This window comes from Hymenobacter crusticola (genome assembly GCF_002154225.1).
GTDB classification, from domain to species: Bacteria; Bacteroidota; Bacteroidia; order Cytophagales; family Hymenobacteraceae; genus Hymenobacter; species Hymenobacter crusticola.
This window is the reverse complement of the sequence record NZ_MTSE01000001.1, coordinates 47675-72220: the sequence shown is the minus strand read 5'-3', so window position 1 is coordinate 72220 and position 24546 is coordinate 47675. Positions and strand designations below refer to the sequence as shown.

Annotated in this window: 20 protein-coding genes; 2 read left to right on the top strand and 18 right to left on the bottom strand. The window is 57.7% G+C overall.

Going from position 1 to position 24546, the window contains the following annotated elements:
- Positions 1-65 precede the first annotated feature (65 nt).
- Positions 66-2486: a glycoside hydrolase family 95 protein gene (locus BXP70_RS00275; RefSeq protein WP_086592021.1), complete on the top strand. Its 2421-nt coding sequence runs from the start codon at positions 66-68 to the stop codon at positions 2484-2486.
- A gap of 369 nt (positions 2487-2855) precedes the next feature.
- On the opposite strand, the gene BXP70_RS00270 is transcribed toward BXP70_RS00275, so the two are convergent.
- The 10 genes from BXP70_RS00270 to BXP70_RS00225 all read right to left on the bottom strand — a co-directional run bounded on the left by BXP70_RS00270 (position 2856) and on the right by BXP70_RS00225 (position 12380).
- Positions 2856-3614, bottom strand: a complete 759-nt coding sequence (locus tag BXP70_RS00270; protein ID WP_086592020.1) for an enoyl-CoA hydratase/isomerase family protein — start codon at positions 3612-3614, stop codon at positions 2856-2858.
- A gap of 112 nt (positions 3615-3726) precedes the next feature.
- Positions 3727-5778, bottom strand: a complete 2052-nt coding sequence (gene paaZ, locus BXP70_RS00265; RefSeq protein WP_086592019.1) for a phenylacetic acid degradation bifunctional protein PaaZ — start codon at positions 5776-5778, stop codon at positions 3727-3729.
- A 29-nt stretch (positions 5779-5807) separates the two neighbouring features.
- Complete coding sequence (locus tag BXP70_RS00260) at positions 5808-6986, bottom strand: 3-hydroxyacyl-CoA dehydrogenase NAD-binding domain-containing protein (RefSeq protein ID WP_086592018.1); 1179 nt, start codon at positions 6984-6986, stop codon at positions 5808-5810.
- On the bottom strand, positions 6983-7765 hold the full coding sequence (locus BXP70_RS00255) for an enoyl-CoA hydratase-related protein (protein WP_086592017.1): 783 nt from the start codon (positions 7763-7765) through the stop codon (positions 6983-6985). The genes BXP70_RS00260 and BXP70_RS00255 overlap by 4 nt, the downstream gene beginning before the upstream one ends.
- A gap of 131 nt (positions 7766-7896) precedes the next feature.
- The gene (gene paaD / locus BXP70_RS00250; RefSeq protein ID WP_086592016.1) at positions 7897-8406 is read right to left on the bottom strand and encodes a 1,2-phenylacetyl-CoA epoxidase subunit PaaD; all 510 of its coding nucleotides are present in this window, start codon (positions 8404-8406) and stop codon (positions 7897-7899) included.
- Positions 8400-9200, bottom strand: coding sequence for a 1,2-phenylacetyl-CoA epoxidase subunit PaaC (paaC, locus tag BXP70_RS00245; RefSeq protein WP_086592015.1), 801 nt, complete (start codon positions 9198-9200; stop codon positions 8400-8402). The genes paaD and paaC overlap by 7 nt, the downstream gene beginning before the upstream one ends.
- Positions 9201-9210: 10 nt before the next feature.
- Entirely contained in the window at positions 9211-9498 is a 288-nt protein-coding gene (paaB, locus tag BXP70_RS00240; protein WP_086592014.1) for a 1,2-phenylacetyl-CoA epoxidase subunit PaaB, read from the bottom strand.
- A gap of 108 nt (positions 9499-9606) precedes the next feature.
- Positions 9607-10545 (bottom strand): 1,2-phenylacetyl-CoA epoxidase subunit PaaA, encoded by a 939-nt coding sequence (gene paaA / locus BXP70_RS00235; protein ID WP_086592013.1) that lies wholly within the window; start codon positions 10543-10545, stop codon positions 9607-9609.
- Positions 10546-10660: 115 nt separating this feature from the next.
- Complete coding sequence (gene paaE, locus BXP70_RS00230) at positions 10661-11740, bottom strand: 1,2-phenylacetyl-CoA epoxidase subunit PaaE (protein ID WP_086592012.1); 1080 nt, start codon at positions 11738-11740, stop codon at positions 10661-10663.
- 58 nt (positions 11741-11798) lie between these two features.
- On the bottom strand, positions 11799-12380 hold the full coding sequence (locus BXP70_RS00225; protein WP_086592011.1) for a TetR/AcrR family transcriptional regulator: 582 nt from the start codon (positions 12378-12380) through the stop codon (positions 11799-11801).
- Positions 12381-12955: 575 nt separating this feature from the next.
- Here BXP70_RS00225 and BXP70_RS00220 point away from each other — a divergent pair.
- Entirely contained in the window at positions 12956-13351 is a 396-nt protein-coding gene (locus tag BXP70_RS00220; protein WP_086592010.1) for a hypothetical protein, read from the top strand.
- Positions 13352-13493: 142 nt separating this feature from the next.
- On the opposite strand, the gene fucP is transcribed toward BXP70_RS00220, so the two are convergent.
- From fucP to BXP70_RS00180, 8 genes are all read right to left on the bottom strand, one after another.
- On the bottom strand, positions 13494-14801 hold the full coding sequence (gene fucP, locus BXP70_RS00215) for an L-fucose:H+ symporter permease (protein WP_086592009.1): 1308 nt from the start codon (positions 14799-14801) through the stop codon (positions 13494-13496).
- Between the two features lie 20 nt (positions 14802-14821).
- On the bottom strand, positions 14822-15265 hold the full coding sequence (locus tag BXP70_RS00210) for a MaoC/PaaZ C-terminal domain-containing protein (protein ID WP_086592008.1): 444 nt from the start codon (positions 15263-15265) through the stop codon (positions 14822-14824).
- A gap of 248 nt (positions 15266-15513) precedes the next feature.
- The gene (locus tag BXP70_RS00205) at positions 15514-16614 is read right to left on the bottom strand and encodes a Gfo/Idh/MocA family protein (RefSeq protein ID WP_086592007.1); all 1101 of its coding nucleotides are present in this window, start codon (positions 16612-16614) and stop codon (positions 15514-15516) included.
- Entirely contained in the window at positions 16607-17848 is a 1242-nt protein-coding gene (locus tag BXP70_RS00200) for an ABC transporter substrate-binding protein (RefSeq protein ID WP_086592006.1), read from the bottom strand. Before BXP70_RS00200 ends, BXP70_RS00205 begins: the two co-directional genes overlap by 8 nt.
- On the bottom strand, positions 17838-19004 hold the full coding sequence (locus tag BXP70_RS00195) for a CaiB/BaiF CoA transferase family protein (RefSeq protein WP_086592005.1): 1167 nt from the start codon (positions 19002-19004) through the stop codon (positions 17838-17840). Before BXP70_RS00195 ends, BXP70_RS00200 begins: the two co-directional genes overlap by 11 nt.
- A 4-nt stretch (positions 19005-19008) precedes the next feature.
- Complete coding sequence (locus tag BXP70_RS00190; protein WP_086592004.1) at positions 19009-20166, bottom strand: CaiB/BaiF CoA transferase family protein; 1158 nt, start codon at positions 20164-20166, stop codon at positions 19009-19011.
- A 140-nt stretch (positions 20167-20306) separates the two neighbouring features.
- On the bottom strand, positions 20307-21464 hold the full coding sequence (locus BXP70_RS00185) for an ABC transporter substrate-binding protein (protein ID WP_086592003.1): 1158 nt from the start codon (positions 21462-21464) through the stop codon (positions 20307-20309).
- Positions 21465-21668: 204 nt separating this feature from the next.
- Positions 21669-24449: a family 78 glycoside hydrolase catalytic domain gene (locus BXP70_RS00180; protein WP_086592002.1), complete on the bottom strand. Its 2781-nt coding sequence runs from the start codon at positions 24447-24449 to the stop codon at positions 21669-21671.
- Positions 24450-24546 lie beyond the last annotated feature (97 nt).

The following is a 24546-nucleotide window of genomic DNA, read 5'->3' as shown; positions in this document are numbered from 1 at the left end:
GATGGTGCAGGAAGCGCGCATATCCCTTTCTTTGGCAGTTGCCTAGCCCGATCCACTTCTCATTCATGCGCTACCTAAGAGCCTTTCTTTTAGCCAACTACCTGCTAGTTGGTCTGGCATTCACTAGCCTCGCCCAAACCGACATGACGCTTTGGTATCAACAGCCCGCCAAGGTTTGGACGGAAGCGCTGCCGCTTGGTAATGGCCGCATAGGTGCCATGGTATTTGGGCGGGTAGAGGAAGAGCTGATTCAGCTCAACGAGCAAAGTCTGTGGTCGGGTGGGCCGGCCAACCTGAACCCCAACCCGGAGGCACCCAAGTATTTACCTCAAATTCGGGAAGCACTTTTTGCCGAAGACTACCAGAAAGCCGAGCAGCTCTGCCGCAAGCTACAGGGGCTTTACACCGAATCGTACTTGCCCCTAGGTGACCTCCGGCTCAAGCAACACTTTGCCGGCGAACCTACTGACTACTACCGCGACCTGAATATCGCCAACGCTACTTCGCTCACTCGCTTCAAAGTAGGTGATGTTGAATACAGCCGGGAGCTCTTGGTGTCGGCGCCCGACCAAGTGCTTGTTATCAGGCTGAAAGCAAGCAAAAAAGGTCAGCTTACCTTCGATGCTTCGACCAAAAGCCAGCTCCGGTACAAGCTAGCTTCAGCGGGCTCGAATGAGCTGGTGATGAGTGGTGAAGCCCCCTCGCACGCCGATCCTAACTACGTTGGCTACAACCCCAAGCCCATTCTCTACGACTCCACCGACGCTTGCCGCGGCATGCGCTACGAGCTGCGAATGAAAGCCAGCACCAAAGGAGGGCAAGTGACGGCCGATGCCAGCGGCTTGCACGTGCGCAACGCCACAGAGGTCGTGCTGTACGTATCGGCCGCTACTAGCTTCAACGGCTTCGATAAGTGCCCCGATAAAGACGGCAAAGACCAAGCGAAGCTAGCGAGCGGGTACTTGGAGAAGGCATTCGGCAAAAGCTTCGAGGCCATCAAGAAGAGTCACATAAAGGATTATCAGGGCTATTTCAACCGCGTGAGTTTGTCGCTGAACGGCAACCCGGCGGTAAACCTGTCCACCTTGGAGCGGCTCAAACGCTACGCCGACGGGGCCACCGACCCGGCGCTGGAGGCGTTGTATTTCCAATTTGGGCGCTACCTGCTTATTTCCTGCTCGCGGCCTGGTGGCCTGCCGGCCAATCTGCAAGGCATCTGGAACGATAATCTGCGGCCGCCGTGGAGTAGCAACTTCACCACGAATATCAACACGCAGATGAACTACTGGCCGGCCGAAATGGTGAACCTATCGGAGCTGCACCAGCCGCTGTTAGACTTCATCAAGACGACGGCCGCAACGGGCCAGCAAACGGCCCAAAATTTCTACAACGCCCGCGGCTGGGCCGTGCACCACAACTCCGACATCTGGGCCACCTCAAACCCCGTCGGCGACCTAGGCAAGGGCAGCCCAAGTTGGGCCAACTGGAGCCTGGGCAGCCCGTGGCTGAGCCAGCACCTCTACGAGCACTACCGTTTCACCAACGACCTAGGCTATCTGCGCAGCACCGCGTACCCGCTGATGAAAGGCGCCGCTGAGTTCTGCCTCGACTGGCTCGTAGACGACGGGAAGGGCCACCTCGTCACGGCGCCAGCATCTTCGCCGGAAAACGTGTTTATCACCGAAAAGGGCGACAAGGGCAGCATTTCGGTGGCTTCTACGATGGACATGTCTATCATCTGGGACCTATTTACCAACGTGATAGAAGCCTCCGAAAAGCTAGGTGCCGATGCCGCTTTCCGACAATTGCTCCTAGAAAAGCGCGCCAAGCTCTTCCCTATGCAGATTGGCGCGCGGGGTCAGTTGCAGGAGTGGTACAAAGACTGGCGCGAGGAAGACCCGCAGCACCGTCATGTGTCGCACCTGTTTGGCTTGCACCCTGGGCGGCAGATTTCGCCACTTACAACGCCTGAGCTAGCTGCCGCTGCCCGCCGCACACTCGAACTCCGCGGCGACGCGGGCACGGGCTGGAGTATTGCCTGGAAAATCAACTTCTGGGCCCGCCTCCACGACGGCGACCACGCCTACAAGCTCCTTCGTAACTTGCTGCACCTCACCGGCGTGGAAGGCACCCAATACAGCAAAGGTGGTGGCACGTACCCCAACCTGTTCTGCGCGCACCCACCGTTTCAGATCGACGGCAACTTTGGGGGCACGTCGGGCATCGGCGAGATGCTGTTGCAAAGTCAGGAAGATGCCATTCAGTTGCTGCCGGCGCTGCCCGCGGCTTGGCAAGAAGGGAACGTAACTGGCTTGCGTGCCCGCGGCGGCTACGAGGTAGACCTAGCTTGGCAGAAGGGTAAACTGCAAGCCGTCACTATTCGCAGCCTAGCGGGTGCCACCTGTAAAGTTCGCTACGCTGATAAAGTCATTGATTTACAGCTGCAACCGGGTCAAACGCGCAAGCTAGACGGGAACCTGAAGTAACAACCGCCTGCCTACGGCTACCGCCAGGGCACTGTTGCAAGGGCCTAAATATTCTCCAAAAAATACCTAGATATAGGTATTTCGCACGGCGGCTAGGTAGCCTAATATTGCTACAGAAAAAAGCAGGATCATTAGCCTACACTGCGACTTCAATCAAGAAATGACAGCTGTTTCACTTGAACAGCGTTACCAAATTTTACCCCTTATTATTGCACGTATTGACGTCTGTTTATAAGCTATTCTAACACGCTGGTTCTGATTCGTGTGTATTGTTATAGAGCCTGCTAGCTGTCTTATCCCAGCTAGCAGGTGTTTTATTTTATAGGGGCTGGCAGAGGTTACGAGCTTGCGTTCCTGTCCAGGTACAGCCTACTTGCTTTTGAACTGCTGAATAGCGTGGCGCGTAAATTCCGACAGCACCAGCCGTCCGCTGATGGCGGCACGCTCCACGAGTAGTGTGTCCCAATGAGCAGTGCCTTCCCAAAATACTTGTTTCAAAGCCGTTAAAGCTTCCGGATTGTAGCAGGCTAGCTTTTCGGCAAAAGCCTGCACGGCCGTATCTAGCTCGGCTGCCGTGTCGAATAGCTCAGCGTATAGGCCGCGGTCCTTGGCCCAAGTAGCGGGCCGAAACTCGGCCGCATCTAGTGCTAGCTGCGCGTACGCTGCGGGCCCAATCTTGCGTTCGACTGCCGGGCCCACTACGAAGGGGCCAATGCCAACTACTAACTCGCTGAGCTTCACAGCAGCTTGGCTGGAGGCGAAGCAATAATCCGTTGCTGCTGCCACGCCTACACCGCCGCCAATGGCTTTGCCCTGCACCCGCCCAACGATAATTTTGGGGCAGGTGCGGCAAGCGTTAATCACCTTGGCGAAGCCGGAGAAAAAAGCGAGGCCTTGGGCTTCGTCCTGGATGGCCATGAGCTCGTCGAAGCTAGCGCCAGCGCAAAACGTCCGCTCGCCCTCGCTACGCAACACGATAACTTTGGTGTTTTCCTGCTGACCTGCGGCCGTGATGCTATCAGCTAGCTCGGTCAGAAGGCTGCTGGGCAAGGAGTTGTGCGCCGGATGAAAAAACGAAACGGTGGTGATTCCTAGGCCGTCGGTCTGGGTTTCTACTTTGGGGGTCATGGAGTGCAATTGATTGGTTCCCGCGGAAGCCGCCGTGTTCGCGCAGAAGGCGCTGAGACTTGTCGAACGACTACTGTGTCTTCTGCGCGAACACGGCGGCTTCTGCGGGCTACTATTCCTGGTTCTTTTTCTTCACCATGGTCAAAATAGTAGCCACGGCCACTGTTTCGCCGATTTCGTCGGATACATCTACAAGCCAGCGTACGATGCCTTTCGCTACATCTTCTTCGGAGCGCTTCTCTTGGGCAACTTTTTCCTTCACCGTCAGCTTCACGCCGATGGTCATGCCAGGGTACACGGGCTTGGTGAAGCGGCATTCGTCGAGGCCATAGTTCAGCAGCACGGGTCCTTTGCGCGGGTCCACGAACATACCAGCCGCCTTGGAAAGAATGTAGTAGCCGTGCGCCACGCGCCCCGTAAACAGCGTGCCCTCCAGGGAAGTAGCATCCACGTGGGCGTAAAAATTGTCGCCGGACACTTGCGCAAAGTTGGTGATGTCGGCCTCCGTGACGGTGTGGCGGTGCGTGGTGTAGGTTTGCCCGATTTCTAGCTCCTCGAAGTGGTGCTGAAAGGGATGCTTGTCGCGCTCGAACTGCTTAGCGCCCTGCTGATACACGTCGGTGATGGCCGTCAGCATGGTGGGCGACCCTTGCACGGCCACGCGTTGCATGAAATGCTCCACGCCGCGCATGCCGCCCATTTCCTGTCCACCGCCGGCCCGGCCCGGCCCGCCGTGGATGAGCAGCGGCAGTGGCGAGCCGTGGCCGGTGCTTTCCTTGGCCACTTCCTGGTTGAGTACCAAAATGCGGCCGTGGTGCGTGGCGGCACCTAGCACAAACTCCTGCGCCACCTGTGGGTTGTTGGTCGCTACCGAACACACGAGCGAGCCTTTGCCCATGTTTGCGAGCTTGATTGCTTCGTCTAGGGTTTTGTACGGCATGAGCGTGCTCACCGGCCCGAAAGCTTCTACCTCGTGCGAGTCGGTGAAGCGGAACGGCTCCGAATTCAGCAGCAGAATGGGAGAGATGAACGCACCCGTTTTGCAATCGGCCCCGATGACCTGCACGTTGTCGAGGTCGCCGTACACGATGGGCGTGTTTTGGGCTAGCTGCTGCACTTTCTCGCGTAGGCGCTTTACTTGGTCTAGGCCGGCCAGCGCGCCCATGCGCACCCCCTCCGCCAAGGGGTGACCAATGGTGGTTTGCGCCAGGGCTTTGCCCAAGGCAATCTGCACGTCTTCCAGCAGGTTTTCCGGCACGATAGCCCGGCGAATGGCCGTACATTTCTGCCCAGCCTTCGCCGTCATCTCTTTGCGCACTTCCTTGATAAACAACTCAAACTCTGGCGTGCCCGGTACGGCATCGGGGCCTAGCACGGCGGCATTGAGCGAGTCCGCCTCCAGGTTGAAGGGTACTGCCTCGGCAATGATGCGGGGATGCGCCTTGAGCTTACGCCCGGTTTCGGCCGAGCCGGTGAAGGTGACGACATCCTGGTAGTTCACGTGGTCAAGAATGCCTTGGCCCGAGCCCACGACCAGTTGCAGGGCGCCCGCGGGCAGAATGCCGGAGGCAATTATTTCGCGCACCACCGCTTCGGTCAGATAAGCGGTAGGCACGGCCGGCTTCACGATGGCGGGCATGCCCGCGAGCAGGTTCACGGCTATCTTCTCCAGCATGCCCCAAATGGGGAAGTTGTAGGCGTTGATATGCACCGCTACGCCTTCGCGCGGCACCATCAGGTGCTGGGCCATAAACGAGCCGCCCTTCGACAGACCGATTGGGTCGCCATCTACGTAGAACGGTTTATCCGGAAACTTGCGGCGTAGTGAGGCGTTGGCAAACAGGTTGCCGATGCCGCCTTCAATGTCAATCCAGGAGTCGGCACGGGTGGCGCCCGAGCGGTAGCTGAGCGTGTAGAACTGCTCCTTGCGCTCGGTTAGGTACAAGGCAAGGGCCTTGATCATGCGGCCGCGCTCATGAAACGTCATTCGGCGCAGGGCGGGGTTGCCCACCCGACGTCCGTAGTCGAGCATCGCGGCAAAATCCAGACCTTCGCCATCAGCCAGCGCAATGACTTCGCCGGTGGAAGCGTCGTAAAGCTCTTGCGTTTGGCCTGAGCCGGGCATCCAGCGGCCCAGGGCATAGTTTTCGAGAATGGCAGGCATCGTGAGTGGGGTGGGAGTGGGAGCCTTAGCTAGCGGTTCGCTAAGGCTTCTTGCGGAAAGAACGTTTGCTCGGCCCGCACCATGCGGCGCAGCAAGGCGCTGGCGCGGTAGCGGTCTTCGCGGTAATCGTCGTAGAGCTGGTCCAGCGTAGCTAGCACGTTTGGCAACCCTAACTCGTCGGCCCAAGTCAGCAGGCCTTTCGGGTAATTCACGCCCTTGGTCATGGCTAGCTCTAGATCGTCACGAGAGGCAACTTGGAAGGCCAAGGCATCCGCAGCTTCGTTGATGAGCATAGCTAGGATGCGGTGAAGAATGGTGCGACCTAGCTCCGCGTCGCGCACCGGTTCGGGCGGTGGCGCGCCTTCTTGGTAATTATAAAACCCGCGGCCCGACTTACGACCTAGGTAGCCAGCTTCTAGCAGCCGCTTCTGGGTGAATGAGGGCTTGTAGCGCGGGTCATAGAAAAAGGAGGTAAACACCGACTCCGTGACGCGGTAGTTCACGTCGTGGCCGATGAAGTCCATGAGGGCAAACGGCCCCATGCGGAAGCCACCTAGCTCGGTCGTGGCCCAATCAATGGTCGCGGCATCGGCCAGACCTTCTTCTAGTAGGCGAATGGCTTCGCCGTAGAAGGGCCGCGCCACGCGGTTCACGATGAAGCCAGGCGTGTCTTGAGCCAGCACGGGCACCTTGCCCCAGGCGTGTAGCAGTTGCTTGATTTCGTTAGCGAGCCCAGGCCGCGTCTGCACGGCCGGAATCACTTCCACCAACTGCATTAGCGGGGCTGGGTTGAAGAAGTGAATGCCGATAAATCGCTCGGGGTGCTGGCAAGCTGCCGCCAGCGACGTGATTGACAACGACGATGTGTTGCTGGCCAGCACGCATTCGGCACTCACAGTGCTTTCTATTTGCCTGAAAAGCTGCTGCTTGGCGTCCAGATTTTCTACAATGGCTTCTAGGACCAAGCCGCAGTCGGAGAAGTCTAAATAGTCTCTGGTGGGCTGCACCCTAGCTACGGCCGCCTCAACGGCTGCTCCGGTTAGTTTGCCTTTCTCGGCTAGCTTGCGGAGGTTCGCTTGAATGCTCTGCTGGGCGCGCGCCAGGGCTGCCTCGGTCTGGTCGAGTAGGCGCACGGTGTGGCCCGCCGTAGCGGCTACTTGCGCAATGCCCGCGCCCATAGCGCCGCTGCCGATAATTCCGATAATCATTGGCCAGTGAAGCTAGGTTGACGCTTTTCCAGAAAAGCCGCCACGCCCTCGCGGTAGTCGGCCGTGTGGCCCGCCCGAAGCTGGTAGTCACCTTCGGCGCGAAGCTGTTGCTCCAGGTCGTTGCCGAAGGTGCCGTTCAGGAGCTGTTTGGTGTAGGCGAGGCCTTTGGTGGGCATCTGGGCTAGCTTTTTGGTCAGCGCTGCTACTTCACCGTCGAAGGCATCATCGGAAAAGGCTTTATAGATCATGCCCATCTGCACGGCTTCAGTGGCGCTTACCTTGTCGCCGGTGAGCATGAGGGCGGAGGCGCGTTGCAGGCCAATTAGGCGGGGCAAAAAGTACGTGCCGCCGCTGTCGGGAATCAGCCCAATCTTGCTGAATGCCTGAATAAAAGCGGCGGATTCCTTGGCCACCACGATGTCGCAAGCGAGGGCAATGTTAGCGCCCGCACCAGCTGCCACGCCGTTCACGGCCGCTAGTACGGGTTTCTCTAAGTCTCTGATTAACTTGATGATGGGGTTATAATGCCTCTCCACAATCTCCGAAACCTCGGGACTATCGGGGCCGGTTATCTCCGCCAAGTCCTGCCCGGCGCAGAACGCCTTGCCCGTTCCCGTAAGCACAACGGCCCGCACCGCAGCGTCTTGCTGGCACTCGCGCAAGTGCTGTTGCAAGGCCAGCGCCAGCGGCTTATTGACGCTGTTGAAGACTTCCGGCCGGTTGAGGCGCAGCGTGGCGACGCCAGCGTCGAGGGAGAAAAGGAGAGCAGTTTCAGGCATAGTGGAAATTCAAGAAGGGATAAGGGCGCGTTATGCTGAGCTAGCCGAAGCATCTCTACTGCTTTGTTGAGCTAGCATCGGAGCTAGCACTGCGGGAAAAATGCTTCGGCCAGCTCAATATGAGCGTCTACTTAGTGACATTTGAAATAGTCGAACGGCTCATGGCAGTCGTTGCACTGGTAAAGTGCTTTGCAAGCTGTAGAGCCAAACTGGCTGACTAAGTGCGTATTGTCTGATTGGCAAAGTGGGCAGGCCACGGTAGGATCTTGTCCGAAAAGCTTCAGCACGTGGCCCGTGGTGGTATCGTTCTGCGGAGGCGCAATGCCGTAGGCGGCTAGCTTTTCGCGGCCGGCTTGTGAGAGCCACGCCGTCGTCCAGGCCGGGCTGAGCTGGTGATGAATGGAGAGCTTGGTAACGCCCTCGGTCAGCAGCCGCAGTCGGATTTCGGTGGCAATGGTGTTCATAGCCGGGCAGCCCGAGTACGTAGGCGTGATGGTGATGTGCACTTCGTCGCCATCCATCCGTACGCCCCGCACGATACCTAGGTCTAGGATACTCAGCACTGGCACCTCGGGGTCCGACACTTCCTCTAGCAGTTGCCAGATTTGTTGTTCCGTTGGCGTGAGCGTCGGGGTTACCATTTCATGCCGGGGTAAGTGCGCTGCATGTACTGAAGCTCCGCCAGGATGTAGCCTAGGTGTTCGGAATGACGGCCCTGTTTGCCACCAAGTTGCGGTGGCACGTTCTGCGGTATAAGCAAAGTTGCCTCCGCAAACACTTGCGCTAAGTAAGCATCTACGCTAGGTTGGAGGGCGATGTAGTCGGGAACAAGACCTAGCTTTTGTAGCGCTTGCTCGGTAGGGGTGGGCATCATTAGCTCGGCGGCGTAGCGCCACAGTTTGCTGATGGCCTTTTCAATGCGCTGCCGGCTCTCCTCGGTGCCGTCGCCCAAACGGACAACCCACTCGGCGCTCCACTTGAGGTGATAAGCCGCTTCCTTCACCGACTTCTCGGCTATGGCGGCTAAGTGCTGGTCGGGGCTAGCTTGGAGTTGCTGTAGGAAATGATAGTGAAAATTGTCGAATAGGAACTGCCGCACTACCGTGTGGGCGAAGTCGCCGTTGGGCTGCTCGACCAGCAGCGGGTTACGATAATCGGTGGCGACGCGCAGAAAAGCTAGGTCGTCTTCGCTACGGTGGCGCCCTTCCAATGCAGCAGCGTATTGGTAGAGGCTGCGCGTCTCCCCGAGCAAGTCGAGGGCGATGTTGGCCATGGCAAGATCTTGCTCCAAGATGGGCCCGTGCCCGCACCACTCCGACAGCCGGTGGCCGAGCAGCAGGCTGGTATCGGCGAGCTGCAACACGTAGTTGAACAGCAGTTGCCGCACCTCGGGCGAATACGTGGAAAGAGCGGACGCGTCGGCGGTAGCTTGCATGGTTTCAGGCCTACATGTGTTTGATAGAATCCGGAACCTCGTAGAACGTAGGGTGCCGGTACACTTTATCATTGGCGGGGTCAAAGAAAGCGGCCGCGTCGTCGGGGTTCGAGGCGTGGATGTGCCGCGACTCCACCACCCATATGCTAACGCCTTCCATACGCCGCGTGTACACGTCGCGGGCGTTCTGGATGGCCATGGCCGCATCGGCCGCGTGCAGACTTCCCACGTGCTTATGATCGAGCCCTTGCTTGCTGCGGATAAAAACTTCCCACAGTGGCCATTCTTTCTGATCCATAGCGAATAATGTCTCGACGCAATAGCTTGCGCCTTGACGTTGCTGATATTATTTATTTAGGTTGTTCTTGGCTAGTTATTCAACAATGAGCCTCTAGCTATTGCATTTCTACACGCGGGCGGCGCGTTTTTTGGCGTGAGCTAGCGCGGCTTCGCGCACCCAAGCGCCTTCTTCCCAAGCGTCTACCCGGGCCTGGAGGCGGTCGTGGTTGCAGAGGCCATTACCGTTCACCACCTGCCAAAATTCCTCCCAGTTCACATCACCGAAGTCGTAGCCTTTCTTGGTCTCGTTCCACTTCGCTTTGGCGTCGGGCACCGTGAGGCCTAGAAATTCTGCTTGTGGCACCATCATGTCCACAAATTTCTGGCGCAGCTCATCGTTGGTGAAGCGCTTGATGCGCCACTGCATAGACCTAGCCGTGTTCGGTGATTCATCGTCTTTGGGGCCAAACATCATCAGCGTGGGCCACCACCAGCGGTTCAGGGCTTCCTGGGCCATGGCTTTTTGTTCGGGCGCACCTTCGCACAGGGTTTGCATAATCTCGAAGCCCTGGCGCTGATGGAAGCTCTCTTCCTTGCACACGCGCACCATGGCGCGGGCATACGGCCCGTAGGAAGTGCGGCACAGCGGCACCTGGTTCAGGATGGCGGCGCCATCTACGAGCCAGCCCACGCAGCCAATGTCGGCCCAACTCAGCGTGGGGTAGTTGAAAATGCTGCTGTATTTGGCTTTACCCGCGTGCAGGTCGGCCAGCATTTGGTCGCGAGAAGCACCTAGGGTCTCGGCGGCGCTGTAGAGGTAAAGGCCATGACCGGCTTCGTCCTGCACTTTGGCCAGCAAGATGGATTTGCGCTTGAGCGAAGGAGCCCGCGTAATCCAGTTGCCTTCCGGCAACATACCCACGATTTCGGAGTGCGCGTGCTGTGAAATCTGCCGAATCAGCGTCTTGCGATACGCCTCGGGCATCCAATCCTTGGGCTCAATGCGCTGGTCAGCATCAATGCGTTGCTGAAATAGCTCTTCCTGAGTGAGTTCTGCCGTTTCCATGTTGTGTTAACGAAGTTTAGCTAACGAACGTTAGTTAAAGGTAAGGAAAAGTTCTTCTGTGCGGCTTCAGCTTCTAGCTCTGTCTTCTAAAGAAAGAGACGGGGGCGGTTCTTAATTATTGATCAAAGTCCACAACGACTTTCTCCGACACTGGCCTTGCTTGGCAGGTTAGCACGTAGCCTTTCGCCACTTCGGCGTCCGATAAGGAGTAATTCACGTCCATCTCTATCTGGCCTGCCGTGACGCGGGCGCGGCAGGTGCTGCACATGCCGTTCTTGCAAGAGTAAGGTGCATCGGTGCCAGTTTCAAGCAACGCATCCAGAATAGTGTCGCCGTAATACGACATTTCCAGCACGCGTGTGCTGCCGTCGAGCTGCACAGTCACTTGGCTGTGCTTATCGTCGTGGGCGGTGGGGCGTTGCGCTTGGCGAGCGGCTGTGCGTTGCGTCGCGTTCGACGAAGTAAACAGCTCGAAATGAATCTTGTCTGACGCCACACCAGCTTCGGTCAAGGCATCTTTCACCTCAAAAATCATTTCCTCGGGTCCGCAAAGAAAGGCTTCGTCAATTTCAGCAGCCGGAATGATCTTCTCGAGAAATAACCTAGCTTTTTGTTTGTCGAGGCGGCCAAACAGCAGATCGGTGTCGCCTTGCTCGCGGCTCAGCACATGATGCACGCTCAGGCGAGCCAGAAACTTGTTCTTCAAACCTTCCAGCGCTTCTTTGAAGATGATCGAGTTACGGCCACGGTTACCATATACCAGCGTCACGCGGCTATTGGGCTCGGTGAGTAGCACCGTTTTGATGATGGAGAACACCGGCGTGATGCCGCTCCCGGCCGCAAATGCCACGTAATGCTTGGCTTGTTCCGGATGCAGCTCGGTGTAGAAACGACCGGCGGGTGGCATCACCTCTAGCTCTTCGCCAATACGCAAGTGGTTCAGCGCCAGCGCGGAGAAACGGCCTTTGGGTACCTGCTTGATGGCTACCTGCCACTCACTGTCCAATGGGCTGCTGCAAATGGAGTAGGAACGGCGTAGCTCTTCGCCTTCGTGCTGGCGGCGGAAGGTAAGGTACTGGCCCTGCGTAAACCGAAACGTGTCGCGCAGTTCGGTGGGCACGTCGAGAGCGAGAGTTACGCAGTCGGGCGTTTCCTTCGTAATGCGCTTGATCTTAAGCTTGTAGAAGCGGCTCATGTAGTGTAAGGCTTGTGCCTAGTGCTTCAGTAGGGTGGGGCGTGAGGACAAAGAAGCACTACCTCGCTAGGCCATTTAGCAGAATGGTCATGATATTTTCTTCCAGTTCTTCTGGTGAAACGCCGCGTCCGGGCCGGTACCACAGCTCCACCCAGCGCACCGCCGACAGAATGGTGAACAGCGCCACTGACACGTTTACGGGCTGAAACTCACCCGCCGCAATGCCCTCCTCAATAAGCGTCGCAAAGCCACGCTCGTAGCGTTTGCGAGCTTCTTTGAACTCAGCTAGCTTGTTGCCGGTGAGGTATTTCCAGTCGTTGTTGCCCACTGATACGGCCGCACCGTCTTCTACCATCAGCCGGATGTGCAGCCGGATCAGAGCTTTAATCTTGTCGACGTACGAGTCTGCCGTGTTTTCAATTTCGGTGAGATGCGAAATGTAGGTGTTCGACACGTAGAAGCAGATCGTCTCCAGAATCTCGTCCTTGGAGTTGATGTGATTGTACATGCTGGCTGCTTCCATACCCACCTGCGCCCCTAGGTCGCGCATGGAAGTTCCGGCGAAGCCCCGCTCTTTGAATAACTTAGCAGCCTCGTCCAGAATGAGTTGGCGCTTGTTTGTCTTAACCTTTTTGATCATCACAGCGGAATTGCGCACCTACGTTTCGCTCCAGCGCTATGCTACTTCATTTGTTAAAGCGCTCAGGAGCGCAGCAAGTAGCAGCGTGCTCAAAGCAAGCGGCGAAAAGAAAGCTAAATGTATTGGGCTTTTACGGTACTAACAAACATTCGTTATTGCCAATTAGGTCATATATCTATCATGAAAAGCTTAGAGAGCAGGTAACCTGCGCTTTTATCGCGCCTGGCTGTAACTGAGCATCTTACCACCAAGCTAGCTCAGCTATTCTTAACTTTTTTCTAGCAAACACGAGTTATTACTAGCAGAAAAGGGGTAATTGTGAAATAAATGCAATTAATTTGCTGTATAATATAAATATAGGCAAATGGATGTTGCACCAAACGAAGCAATAGTTTTCGTTTTTGTGCTGCTTGTCTTACTTGGTTTAGGTAGTGGGAGGCGCGGCCTCCAGCCTAACGCACACGCCTATCGGTAACCTAGCTTTTTTACGTATTGAGAAAAGTAGGACGAGGCGCGGGAGTGAAGATGGTAATGTCCGCTTGTTTGTTCATACACTGGGCGAATCAACATACAGCATGAAAAATATATTAGCCATTGGCCTAACGATAGTTGCGTGGCTACTAGCAGCTCACTTGGTGCAGCAACTGTCGATGATGTGGTTTGGGTGGGTCCTGGCAGGGCGGCATGGAATGGCCTTCTGGGGGCGGTTCTTTGTGCTCATCGTACCGCATGCACTGGCTTTCTTTTCCACAGCTTTCATCTCTTTAACCGTGGCTGTTGCTAGCCCCGACTCCCGCAAGACACTGCAGATTCTGTGCTTGCTGAACTTCGTGTTCATGCTCAAGTGCCTGTTCATCGACCCAAAAGTCTGGCAAACTTGGCTGGCTATGGGCTCTTTCCTAGCTGCTACAGTAACGTGCGCAGGATTGCTGCAGGTAGTAACACCCAACAGAGAACACTCGGAGTCGTAAGGACACTGCCTCAGAAAGCTAGCTTCCATCTCGTACGCCTTTGTGTGCACCATAAAAAAGCCGCCCGATACTACAGTATCAGGCGGCTTTTGTCTGTTTACAACAAGTTGAAATAGAGTATTTTACTCAACAAAGCTAGATGCTAGGCTTGCTGCATATGCTTGTTGATTTTGTAGCCGCTCAGGCCGAAGTACAGCACCACCACAAAGCACACCAGCGGCACCACGTAGCCGGCCTGCGTGGCGTCGCCCTGCATGTCGATGACGGTGCCCATGATGTAGGGGATGATGGCGCCGCCCACAATCGACATCACGAGCCAGGAAGAGCCGGGCTTGGTGTCGTCGCCGAGGCCGGCAATGCCGAGCGAGAAGATGGTGGGGAACATGATGGACATGAAGAAGCCCAGGCCGCCGAGGGCATAAATCACGTAGGCGCCGTCGCCGAACACCGCTACGGCGCACAGCGCAATGGCTGCCACCGCATAGATGGAAAGCAGCTTCTGCGACGATACGTATTTCAGCAGCGCCGTGCCCACGAAGCGCCCAGCCATGAACAGCAAGCCGTAGATACCTAGGTAGTAACCCGCGGTTTTCTCATCAACGCTCGCGCCTTGCTTGGCCATACGGATAAAGAAGCTGGTGACGCACACCTGGGCGCCCACGTAGAAGAACTGCGCAATGACGCCCCAGAGTAAGTGCTTGTGTTTCAGTACCGCAAAGAAGCCGCCACCCTGCGAGGGCTCTTGCTCCTCAGCTTTCACCTCGGGAAGCGAAATGAAATAGAACAGCGCGGCCACCAGCAGCAAGATACAACCTAGCACGAAGTAGGGCATCTTCACGGCTGCGGCTTCTTGGGTCAAGTAAGCGTTACGCGCCGTTTCCGACATGGCCGCTAGGGCTTGCTCGCTGTACTCCTTACCCGACAAAATCAGGTTGGTGCCGATGATGGGTGCTACCATCGCGGCTAGGCCGTTGAACGAAGCCGCTAGGTTCAGGCGCTGGGTCGATTTGGCTGGGTCGCCGAGGATGGCCGCGTAGGGGTTGGCCGTGGTTTCCAGAATAGTAAGGCCGCAGCCAATGATGAACAGCGCTAGCAGAAATAAGCCGTACGAACGTGCGCTAGCCGCAGGCAAGAACAAGAAAGCGCCCGCCGCAAACGTCACCAAGCCCACGATGATGCTGACCTTGTAGCCTAGCCTCTTCAGCAGCACGCCCGCCGGAATAGCCATCAGAAAATACGCCAGGAACACCGCCGTATCCACCAGCGTCGATTGACGGTTGTTCAGCTGACACGCTTTCTTGAGGTGCGGAATCAGGATGGAATCGAGGTTGTGGGCCATGCCCCACAGGAAGAAAAGGCACGTGACCAGGATAAACGGGAACGTGTAGTTCCGGCGGCCGGTGCCTTCGGCAATCGTCGCCGTGGGTGCTGTGTTCGTTGCAATTGCCATGAGCTAGCTTGTTTTCGAGGTTAAGAACGGAATTTCACGACGAGCAAATGGTCGCAGGCTAGGACTACTTCGCCGTGTTCATTGAGCACTTCCACGTGCTCGGTAACGGTGCCGTAGCCGGGCTTCTTGCCTTCTTCCTTGTTTGAAATCGTGACTTCGGAGTGGATGGTGTTGCCAATGAACACCGGCTTCACAAAGCGCAACCGGTCGTAGCCCTTGGAAAAAGCCTCAGGGTTAATCTCGGAAGCCGTCAGGCCGATGCCAATGCTAAAGATCATGGTGCCATGGGCAATGCGCTGCTGAAACGGCTGGGTCTTGCACCACTCGGCATCTAGGTGGTGGGGGAAAAAGTCGCCGGTGTGGCCGGCGTGCACCACAAAGTCGGTTTCGGTGATGGTGCGACCTAGGGTCACGCGCTTGTCGCCAAGCTGGTAATCTTCGAAAAAGGTGGATTTGAAATACATGGAGTACTTATCGGTTGATAATTGCTAGAGCGTGTTAGGCGGAACTGCTCGAGAAGTATCTCGCATGCTTCGTGGTAAACACAAACTGCTGTAGAGACGCGACACTTCGCGTCTCAATCGGTGCTGATGTTGTTTACCTAGGTAGTCCTAGATAAGTCGTTCAGCACCAAGACGCGAAGTGTCGCGTCTCTACACTTGTGCAACAAAGCCTACGAACTGCTTCGGCAAGCTCAGCATGACACGTTCTACTAGTTGGTTGCGGTAAGCTGATCGGCCACGACTACGCCGCCGGTGTCGCTGGAAATATAGGCGCTTTCCACCACAGCCATGGTTTTGATGACGTCTTCCACGCTCGTGGGCAGCACGTCAATTTCGCCTTGCTTGTATTGCATCAGGCTGCCCATGGTGCCCATGAAAGCATCTGGAAACCAAGAGCCTTCTAGCGCTACGGTGTGCCAGGTGGGCGCTTGGCCTTCCTGCATGATGCAGTACTCGAACTTATCCGGTACGCCGTGCGGGTAGTCCATCAGCAAGCCCATCCGCGCTTTGATGGCGCCTTTCGTGCCTTCCCATTTGATAAAACTCTCCTGGTTTTCGGGGCCGAAGGAGTGGTCGTGGTTCGTGTTGATGACGGCGTGCACCGTGTCGCCGTAGTCGAACAAAATGGTCGAGCGGGAAGACGACAAGGACTTCGCCGGGTGCTTTAGGGTCTTGGCCATCACGCTGCGCGGCTCGCCCAGGAACGACCGAATCAGGTCGATGTAGTGGATGCTGTGGTACTGGATTTCCAGGCGCGGGTGCACCATCACGTGCGGAAACAGCTCCCATGGGGTTTGCAGCGTCACGCGCACTTCTATATCGTATAGCTCGCCGATGAGTCCTTGCGTGAGCATTGAGCGCGCGGCACTCACGTAGGGCGCGAAGCGCAGCTGGCAGTTGATGGCCGCCGCTAGGTTTTTGCGCCGGCAAACTTCCAATATTTCTTTGCTCTGCCAGAAGTAGTCGCCCATGGGCTTCTGAATCAGCACGCCGCAACCGTCAGGCAGCTGGTTCAAGGTTTCGACAAACTGTTCGGGCATGATGGTGATGTCGTACACGGCATCTTGCGGCGCGTGCGCGACGGCATCGGCCACGTTGTCGTACACGTTCTGGATGCCCCACTCGGCAGCTAGCTTTTCGGCGCGGGCACGGGTGCGGTTGGTAATGCCTACGACCTCAAAACCAGCCTTTTGGTAAGCCGGCAAGTGCGCGTCGCCCACGATGCCGCCGGCACCGATGATGACGATGGGCAAGGGGTTTTTGGGCAGTACGGGCTTGTACTGGATGGGAGTGCCGTTTATCTCAAACATGCTCAAGCGAATTGATTTTTGATTGACCTGCTGCCAGCAGCTTTTCTATATCGTGCTCAGTGCCCGTAGCTTGCAGCACTACTTCGTCGATGATGGCGGCTATTTGGGCCCAGTTACTTTTTTGCGGTAAGCTCTCGGCTTGCTCGTGCAGCAGGGCTAGCTTATGGTAGTAAGGCACCGTGGCGTTTATCTCTGCATCGTGCCACGTCGAGAGACGGCAGCCAATACCGCCTTCCAACGTTAAGAGTTTGTCATTCTGCGGATTGATAGCGAAGCGAATGAAGTCGTAGGCTGTCTGCTTGTGCTGGCTGCCGGCGCCGATGGCGTACAGCCAATACACGTTCAAGGAGCACGGCTTGCCACCTTCGCCCTGCGGAATGGTGGTGATATCGACCTTGCCTTTCACCTGGGACGCCTCATCGACTTCGCACATCGAAGCGAAGCCAAACCAGTTGATCATCATGGCCGCCTCGCCGCGCATGAAGGCCAAGCCCGCCTGCACCGACTCATAGGTGCCGGAGCTAGGGTGAATGGCGGTTTGGTCGTGCAGCAAGGCGCGGTAGAAAGCTAGGCCCGCCTTCGCCTCGGGCGTGTTAATCTGTACGCGGCCTTGCGCGTCCACTAGCTTTCCGCCCCTCGACCAAAGCTGAAGGCAGAAGTCGAACACCGTGTTGTGGCCGTCGGGGTAGGCGGCCACGATGGTGCCGTAGCGGTTCTGCGCGGGACGGTGGAAGAAGCGGGCAACGGTGTGGAAGTCGTCCCAGGTTTGGGGCGGCTGCAAAGGCTTGCCGTGCTGGCGCTGAAACTTGGCTTGCTCGGCGGGGTCCTCAAACAAATCCTTGCGGTAGATGAGGCATTCGGGGCCGTCGTGGAAGGGGAGGCCCGCTACATCGTCGCCGTATTGCTGCATCCCTAGCAGCGACTGGCTCCACCCTTGGGGAAAGTCGGCGGGCGGATTTTGGGCTAGGTACGGAGCTATGTTTTCGAGGGCACCGGCGCTGTAAGCTTCTAAGAGCCAGTCGGTATTGATGTGCGCCACGTCCCAAGTGCCCTTGCGCAAACCGTTGTCGGTCAGCAGGCTTGTGTGAAGCGGGTGCAGATCCATCGGCACCATCTCAGCCTGCAATTGACAGCCCAAATGCTCACAAAAGCTAGCCCATAGCTTCTCCATCGCGCTTTCAAACGGACCGAATTTGCGCACCGCAATACGAAACGTCTGAGGCTCAGGCGTCATGGCGAGCGGCTTTTAAGTTGGCTATTTCCTGAAGCAGCGCCTCGTTGTCCTGACCTAGCTTGGGTGAGCCTTTTGGGGAGGTAAGTAGCTCGCCGTCAATGCGCACGGGGCAGCGGGTGGTCTGGTACTGGTAGCCGTCCGTCATAGTCACGCCTTGCAGCATGTCGAGGGCTTTGAAGCCGTCGTGTTGCATGAGCCTGTCCCAGGTCAGCACGTCGGCGCACCAAATGTCGGCGGGCTCCAAGATGGTGAGCCACTGCTCGGTGGTGCCGGTGCGCAGGTGGTCAGCTAGCGTCACTTTGATTTCGTCGCGCTTGGAAAAGGCTTCACTGACTTCCGTGTAGGCCAGCAAGGGGTTGCAGCTCAGAAGTTTGCCGAGCACCGGGATAGAGCCCATAGCCAACGCTAGGTAGCCGTTGCTGGTCTGGTAGATGCCGTAGGGTGCCCCGAGGTAGGCGTGGGCGTTGTTGTGCTCCGTGCGCACGGGCAGCACGCTGCCGTCGTTGTAGAAGGTGGTGATGGTTTCGAACTGAAAATCAAACGCCGATTCGAGCATGCTTACTTGTACCAAGCCGCCTTCGCCGCGCACGCTGCGGCGCACCAGGCACGCGAGCAACCCTTGGGCTAGGTGGGCGCCGGCCAGCATGTCCACGATGGAAAGGCCCATCGGCACGGGGCCGTGGCTGGCGTTGCCGCTGAGCCAGGTTAGGCCCGAAACGGATTGCAGCAGTAGGTCTTGGCCGGGTTTGTCGCGCCAGGGGCCTTCGGTGCCGTAGCCGGAAATTTCGCCGTACACCACGCCGGGATTCAGCTGCTTCACGCTGGCGTAGTCGAAACCGAGGCGCTCCATCACGCCGGGGCGGTAGTTGTGCATCACCACATCGGCCTGGCGCACGAGCTCGGTGATGTACTCCCGGTCTTGCGGGTTTTTCAAGTCGGCGGCGAAGCTTTCCTTGTTGCGGTTGATAGCGTGAAACACCGACGACTCGCCATTCATGATGACGTTGGAGGTGTACAGGTGCCGGCAAATGTCGCCCGTCTCGGGGCGCTCAATCTTGATGACCCGCGCCCCAAAATCGGCCAGCCGCAAGCTAGCGGACGGCCCGGAAAGGAACTGGCTAAAGTCAACGACCAGATAGTCTTCGAGTGGTTTCATCGGGTTAGTGGGCGGCCAGGTTAAACTCCTCGTTGATGCGCTCAGTATCCACGCCGGGCCTCGGGGCGGCTTTGTCGGAGTACAGCTTTTGCCCGTCGATGCGGATGGGGCAGCGGGTGGTAGCTAGGTTGCTGCCGTCGGGTAGCTGCACCTGTTGCTGCATGCCGATGGCCTCGTAACCAGCGGTTTGCGTGGCCTGCTGGTAGTTCAGTACTTCAGCACACCAAATGTCTTGGGGCTCCAAAATGGCTAGCCATTCTTTGGTCGGCTTGGCCTGAAGCGTGGTTGTGAGCAAGGCGGCTATTTCGTCGCGGTGCTCAAACCAGGAGCTAGGATTGGGGTACGCGGCCATGATGCCGCAACCTAGGCTAGCATCGAGCTTCGGCATGTTACCCATGGCCAAGGCTAGGTAGCCATCTTGGGTCGGGTACACGCCGTAGGGGGCGCTGAGGTAGGCGTGGGCCGTACCGCGCGCCGCGCTGCGCTGAGGAAGTTGGCCGCCGTCGTTCAGGTACGTCGTAATGACTTCGAATTGCATGTCGAGCACCGATTCTAGTAAGCTTACTTCCACCAGCACGCTCTGCTTGGTCTTGGCCCGCTTGAGCAGCGCCGCCAGCAACCCTTGCGTGAAGTGCGACCCGCAGATAATATCGGCCACGGCAATGCCGAACGGCACCGGCCCGTCGTTCTTGGTGCCCGACAAATACGCAAGACCCGACAACGACTGAATCAGCAGATCCTGCCCCGGCTTCGCGGCCCACGGGCCTTTGTTGCCGTAGCCCGTCACGATGCCGTACACGATGCGCGGATTAATAGCCTTCACCGCCTCATAATCCAGCCCGATCTTCTCCATGATGCCTGGCCGGAAGTTATGGGTCATGATGTCGGCCTGGGCCACGAGCTGGCGCACGCGGGCTAGGTCCTCGGGGTCTTTCAGGTCGGCGGCGTACGACTCTTTGTTGCGGTTGATGGTGTGAAATACCAGACTGTCGCCGTTGATAAACAGGTTCTTGATGGCAATCTGTCGGCCTGCTTCCCCTTTGCCAGGGCGCTCAATCTTGATAACCCTAGCACCTAGGTCAGCCAGGCGCAACCCAGCTGAGGGCGCCGCCAAAAACTGCGCAAATTCAATGACAAGTAAGCCTTCTAAAGGGCGCGCCATAGTATAGTTCGTGATAGATAGTTCTTCAGTTCACTTAGACCGTCATGCTGAGCTTGCCGAAGCATCTCTACCGCCAAAGTAGATGATTACCCTTGCGGTAGAGATGCTTCGACAAGCTCAGCATGACACGGTCTTTAGGATTAGGCCATTGCCCTAGATTCGCGGTAGAGGTCGTTCAGCTGCTTCAGGAGCGGAGCTTCGTCGCCGCCGTTCATCAGGTACTGACGCACCGGCTCGCCGGCGTGGTCTTGGAAGAACATGTGGCCGTGGTAGCGAGGTCGCAAGAAGGCCCGCTGCAAAGCCGGTAGCGTGGCCGCGAAGTAATTGCTGCTCTGGTGGTTCACGTATTCATCCTGCCATGCGCCGAGGTGACCCGGCTGGCCGCCGTTGTTGAAGTATAGCGTCTGCTGGCAAGTGGGCGAGGCCACGAACTCGGCGTATTGCGCGGCTTCTTGTACGTGCTGGCACTTGGCCGAAATAGCGAGGCCGGTGCCACCTAGGGTGCTGCGCAGGCGCGATGCGCCGTTGAGCGTAATCATGTCGTGGAAGTGTAGCAGCTTGCGGGCGTAGCCGCGGCGCGAGTAGTTGGAATAGCCGTAGGCGAAGGGGCAATAGGCAATGTCGTCGGTCTGCGTCATGGCCTCGTACACCTGAATGGGGTTGCGGTGGAAGCACGCCGGATCGACGCGGCTGGCGAGCTGGCGAAACAGCTGCAAGGCCTGACTGCCAACCTGTTCGCTCACTACCACATCTTCCCGCTGACACGGGTCTTCGCCCAACGACGAGCAGAACATGTAAAAGCTCATCAGCGTGTCAATCGGGATGAGCGAAAAGGCGACCAGCTTGCGGTCGGCCAGGGCAAGCAGGTCTTCGTAGGTTTCGGGGAGCTGAAGCCCGTGCTGGGCCAGCAAATCAGGCCGACTGGAAGCCACTGGCGTGGCCGCGTCAATAGCTAGGGCCCACTGGTGGCCGGTGTACGAATAGCTTTCAAAGGAATGCCCTACGGTGTTCTGCGCCTGATCGGCTAGGAACTCCGCCGACAAGTGTTCGTCCAACGGCAGAATGGATTGGGTGCGTGCCGCAAAACCGGCCCACGGGTGGTCAATCACGAGCAGGTCGTACTTCTCGGCGAGCTGTTGAATGGATAAATCGGCGAACTGCTGCAACGAGCGTTTCTCCCACACAATGTCCACGTTTGGGTGCAGCTCATTGAAGCGTTGCGCCGTCGCCGTCATCGGCACAAAGCCGCGGCTATGATTCCAGGTAATTCCTTTTAAAACGATTCGATCGTCGGCCATTTTTTAGTTTGTTTTCTAGCGGAGTAGGAGAGTGGAGTAATAAAGCTTTGTACCAGCGTCATGCTGAGCCTGCCGAAGCATCTCTCCCGCAGTGGTAATCAGAGTTACTGTGGCGGGAGAGATGCTTCGGCAGGCTCAACATGACGGTCTTGTTTGGTTGTTCATTGGGCTGATTGCTAGGTGGCTGTCGCTATAGCCGACGGCTTACTTAGCGCTGACCACAAAGTGGTAAGTACCGGCGCCGGTGCTGATTCGCGCTTTGCCGTGCTCCAGGCCGAGCAGTTTCAAGTCACGGTGCTGCGCTAAGGGTTGGGGTCCTTCCGCGATTTTGGAAGAAGCCGTAGCGGGCAGGTAAATGGTAGCGGTGGTATTAGGCGGGATGGTAGCCGTCAGCTCGAAGGTGGTGCCGGTCTTCTTCCAATCACTCACAATCACGCCGTAGGGCGACTGATAGCTCGCTTTGGCCGCCGTCACATCGCCCACCGGCTCGGGCCGAATGTCAATCTGGTTGAAGGCCACGCCCTCTTCGGCGGGCCGGATGCCAGCGAGGCCGCCGTAGAGCCATTCCATCAGGTGGCCGAGCATGAAGTGGTTGTTCGACACCGTCGGTAGGGCCGCCCACGATTCGGTGAGGGCCGTGGCGCCTTTAGCGAGCTGGTAGCCGTAGCCGGGCACGTCGGCGCGGCTGTTCATGTCGAAAATGACGTCGGAGCGGCCTTCGTCGTCGAGCACTTTCAGCAGGTAGCGGTAGCCGATGTCGCCGGCCGTCAGGCCGTTGTTGCGGCTGCGAATGTCTTGGATAATGTTCTCGACCACCGCGGCTTTGTCCTCGGGCGCAACCAGCTTCATGTACACGGCCATGGCGTTGGCGGCCTGGCTGCCGGTGGCGTACTGCTTGGTGTCTTTATTGAAGAACTTGGCGTTGAAGGCCGTTTTCACCTCGGCGGCTAGCTGGTCGTAACGGGCCGCATCGTGGGGCTTGCCGAGTAGGCGCGCGATTTTGCTCAGCAAGGTGAGGTCGTAGTAATACATGGCCGTGCCGGTCACGCCCATCGGCGTCAGCTGCGACACGCCTGGCGGCTTCGGACCTAGGTCGTACCAGTCGCCTAGGCCTTGGCTGAGAATGTGGCTGTTGGCTTTGGTGCCGAGGTAGGCAATGTAGCGCTGCATGGTGGGGTAGCTCTCCAAGAGCGTCTGCCGGTCGCCGTACCACTGGTAGAGGTACCAGGGCGTGATGATGCTGGTGCTGCCCCACTCCGGCGAGTCGCGGAACATGTCGCCGCCCCACTCAAACTTGACGTACTCCGGCGCAATTTCCGGCACGAGGCCATTGGGCAGTTGCGAGCTGCGGATGTCCTGTAGCACCTTCTGAGTTAGATCGGGTACATCGTAGTTGTAGAGCACCGAGCTGAGCATCAGGTGGGTTTGTTCGAGCCACCCGAGCTTTTCGCGGTGCGGGCAGTCGGTGAAGGTGCTCACCATGTTGCTCTTGATGGCCCAATCGATGAGCGTATTCGTGCGGTTGAAGAGCTCGTTGGAGCAGGCAAACTCGCCTGCGCGGGCGGCAGCGTTGCGGATGTGCAAACCCGTTAGCTCCACAAGCTGGGGCACGTTCTTGGGGTTGGGTTCGCCTTGCGGCACGCCGCCTTTCACTTGCAGGTAGCGGAAGCCATAGTAAGAAAAGCGCGGCTGCCAGGTTTCGGTGCCTTCGCCTTTCAGGATGTACTGGAAGTAGTAAGGACTGCCCGCGTTTTTCTGGTTGATGGTGCCGTCTTCTTTAAGCAGTTCGGCGGGCGAAATGCGTACGGTGTCACCCTTGTGGCCTTTTACCTTGAGCTGCACGATACCCGAAGCATTCTGCCCTAGGTCGTACACCCAGGTGCCGGGCACGGGCTGGGTGGTTTTCTGCGGCGCGAAGTGCTCGAACACTCTCAGCGGCTCTTGCAGCTGGCTCGTCAGGCGCGGCGGACCGTCTACCAGCAGTACGGGCTTCCACCCCGTTTTCGGCTCCCGAAAGGTAGGGGTATCCCAGCCGGGTTGTTCGAGGGTGGCGTTGTAGTCTTCGCCGCCGTAGATGCTGGAAAAGGTGATAGGGCTCGGGGACGTCCGCCACGAGGGGTCGCTGAGGATGTTCTGGGTGGTGCCGTCGGTGTATTCCACCAGCAGGCGGCAGATCAGTTTGGGGTAGCCAAAGGCCACTTTCAGCTTGCGGTAACGGCCCTTCACGGGCGGCACGTAGTAGAAGCCATTGCCGAGCATCACGCCCAGGGCGTTGGGTCCGGCCTTCAGACGCTCGGTGAGGTCGAAGGTCACGTACTGGGCTTCTTGGTCGTACTTGGTCCAGCCGGCGTCGAGGAAATGGTCGCCGACTTTCTGCCCGTTCACGCTCAGCTCAAAATGACCTAGCCCGGCGAGGAAGACGGTGGCTTTTTTGATATTCTTCTGGACGGCGAAGGTTTTGCGCAGCAGTGGTAAGGTGTTGCTGCCGTAGTAGCGGTCCTTCTTACCATCGGTGGGTAAGATGTTTTGGCTCGAATCGGGAAGCTGCTCGTAGGCAATCCAGCGGGCGCCTTGCCAGTCGGCCTTCGTGGGTAGGCCCATCTGCCAGCGGGCCGGCGCGCTCCAGGCCGAAGCAGCGTGCTGGTTGTCCCAGGCCATGACCTTCCAGTAGTAGGTTTTGGTGGGCTGGAGAGCTTTGCCGGCGTACGCTACCTGGATGGAAGCATTGGAATTAACCTTCTTCGAATCCCAGACATTGCCGGTGTTGGCCTTCAGCAGCTCCGGCGTATCGGCCACCAAGATGCGGTAGGCGGTTTGCTTGGCTCCGCGCCGATCCGTGTTGAGTTGCCAACCGAGCTTGGGCGTAGCGGTTTCCACGCCAACCGGGGCGGCTTTGTATTCGCAGGAGAGTTTTCGGAGGGTAAGCTCTTGGGCAAAACCGGTGTGAGCACTCAGCAATAGAAGCAGCAACAATAGCCTAGGCATAGAGAATTGGTGGGAATCGCCGGGGCTAGGGGCCACGGCGAAGCAGGTACAGGATCAGCGTATGCTAAGAGGTAAGAGGAGCAATATCTTCCGCCGC

Excerpts from the sequence above, each read along its gene's own strand:
- BXP70_RS00185 (WP_086592003.1), bottom strand. The coding sequence starts at position 21,464 with ATGGCCGACGATCGAATCGTTTTAAAAGGAATTACCTGGAATCATAGC.
- BXP70_RS00260 (WP_086592018.1), bottom strand. The coding sequence starts at position 6,986 with ATGATTATCGGAATTATCGGCAGCGGCGCTATGGGCGCGGGCATTGCG.
- paaB (WP_086592014.1), bottom strand. The coding sequence starts at position 9,498 with ATGGATCAGAAAGAATGGCCACTGTGGGAAGTTTTTATCCGCAGCAAG.
- BXP70_RS00205 (WP_086592007.1), bottom strand. The coding sequence starts at position 16,614 with ATGTTTGAGATAAACGGCACTCCCATCCAGTACAAGCCCGTACTGCCC.
- paaZ (WP_086592019.1), bottom strand. The coding sequence starts at position 5,778 with ATGCCTGCCATTCTCGAAAACTATGCCCTGGGCCGCTGGATGCCCGGC.
- BXP70_RS00195 (WP_086592005.1), bottom strand. The coding sequence starts at position 19,004 with ATGAAACCACTCGAAGACTATCTGGTCGTTGACTTTAGCCAGTTCCTT.
- BXP70_RS00275 (WP_086592021.1), top strand. The coding sequence starts at position 66 with ATGCGCTACCTAAGAGCCTTTCTTTTAGCCAACTACCTGCTAGTTGGT.
- BXP70_RS00190 (WP_086592004.1), bottom strand. The coding sequence starts at position 20,166 with ATGGCGCGCCCTTTAGAAGGCTTACTTGTCATTGAATTTGCGCAGTTT.
- BXP70_RS00270 (WP_086592020.1), bottom strand. The coding sequence starts at position 3,614 with ATGACCCCCAAAGTAGAAACCCAGACCGACGGCCTAGGAATCACCACC.
- BXP70_RS00180 (WP_086592002.1), bottom strand. The coding sequence starts at position 24,449 with ATGCCTAGGCTATTGTTGCTGCTTCTATTGCTGAGTGCTCACACCGGT.
- paaE (WP_086592012.1), bottom strand. The coding sequence starts at position 11,740 with ATGAGCCGCTTCTACAAGCTTAAGATCAAGCGCATTACGAAGGAAACG.
- BXP70_RS00225 (WP_086592011.1), bottom strand. The coding sequence starts at position 12,380 with ATGATCAAAAAGGTTAAGACAAACAAGCGCCAACTCATTCTGGACGAG.
- BXP70_RS00220 (WP_086592010.1), top strand. The coding sequence starts at position 12,956 with ATGAAAAATATATTAGCCATTGGCCTAACGATAGTTGCGTGGCTACTA.
- paaA (WP_086592013.1), bottom strand. The coding sequence starts at position 10,545 with ATGGAAACGGCAGAACTCACTCAGGAAGAGCTATTTCAGCAACGCATT.
- paaD (WP_086592016.1), bottom strand. The coding sequence starts at position 8,406 with ATGGTAACCCCGACGCTCACGCCAACGGAACAACAAATCTGGCAACTG.
- BXP70_RS00255 (WP_086592017.1), bottom strand. The coding sequence starts at position 7,765 with ATGCCTGAAACTGCTCTCCTTTTCTCCCTCGACGCTGGCGTCGCCACG.
- BXP70_RS00210 (WP_086592008.1), bottom strand. The coding sequence starts at position 15,265 with ATGTATTTCAAATCCACCTTTTTCGAAGATTACCAGCTTGGCGACAAG.
- paaC (WP_086592015.1), bottom strand. The coding sequence starts at position 9,200 with ATGCAAGCTACCGCCGACGCGTCCGCTCTTTCCACGTATTCGCCCGAG.
- fucP (WP_086592009.1), bottom strand. The coding sequence starts at position 14,801 with ATGGCAATTGCAACGAACACAGCACCCACGGCGACGATTGCCGAAGGC.
- BXP70_RS00200 (WP_086592006.1), bottom strand. The coding sequence starts at position 17,848 with ATGACGCCTGAGCCTCAGACGTTTCGTATTGCGGTGCGCAAATTCGGT.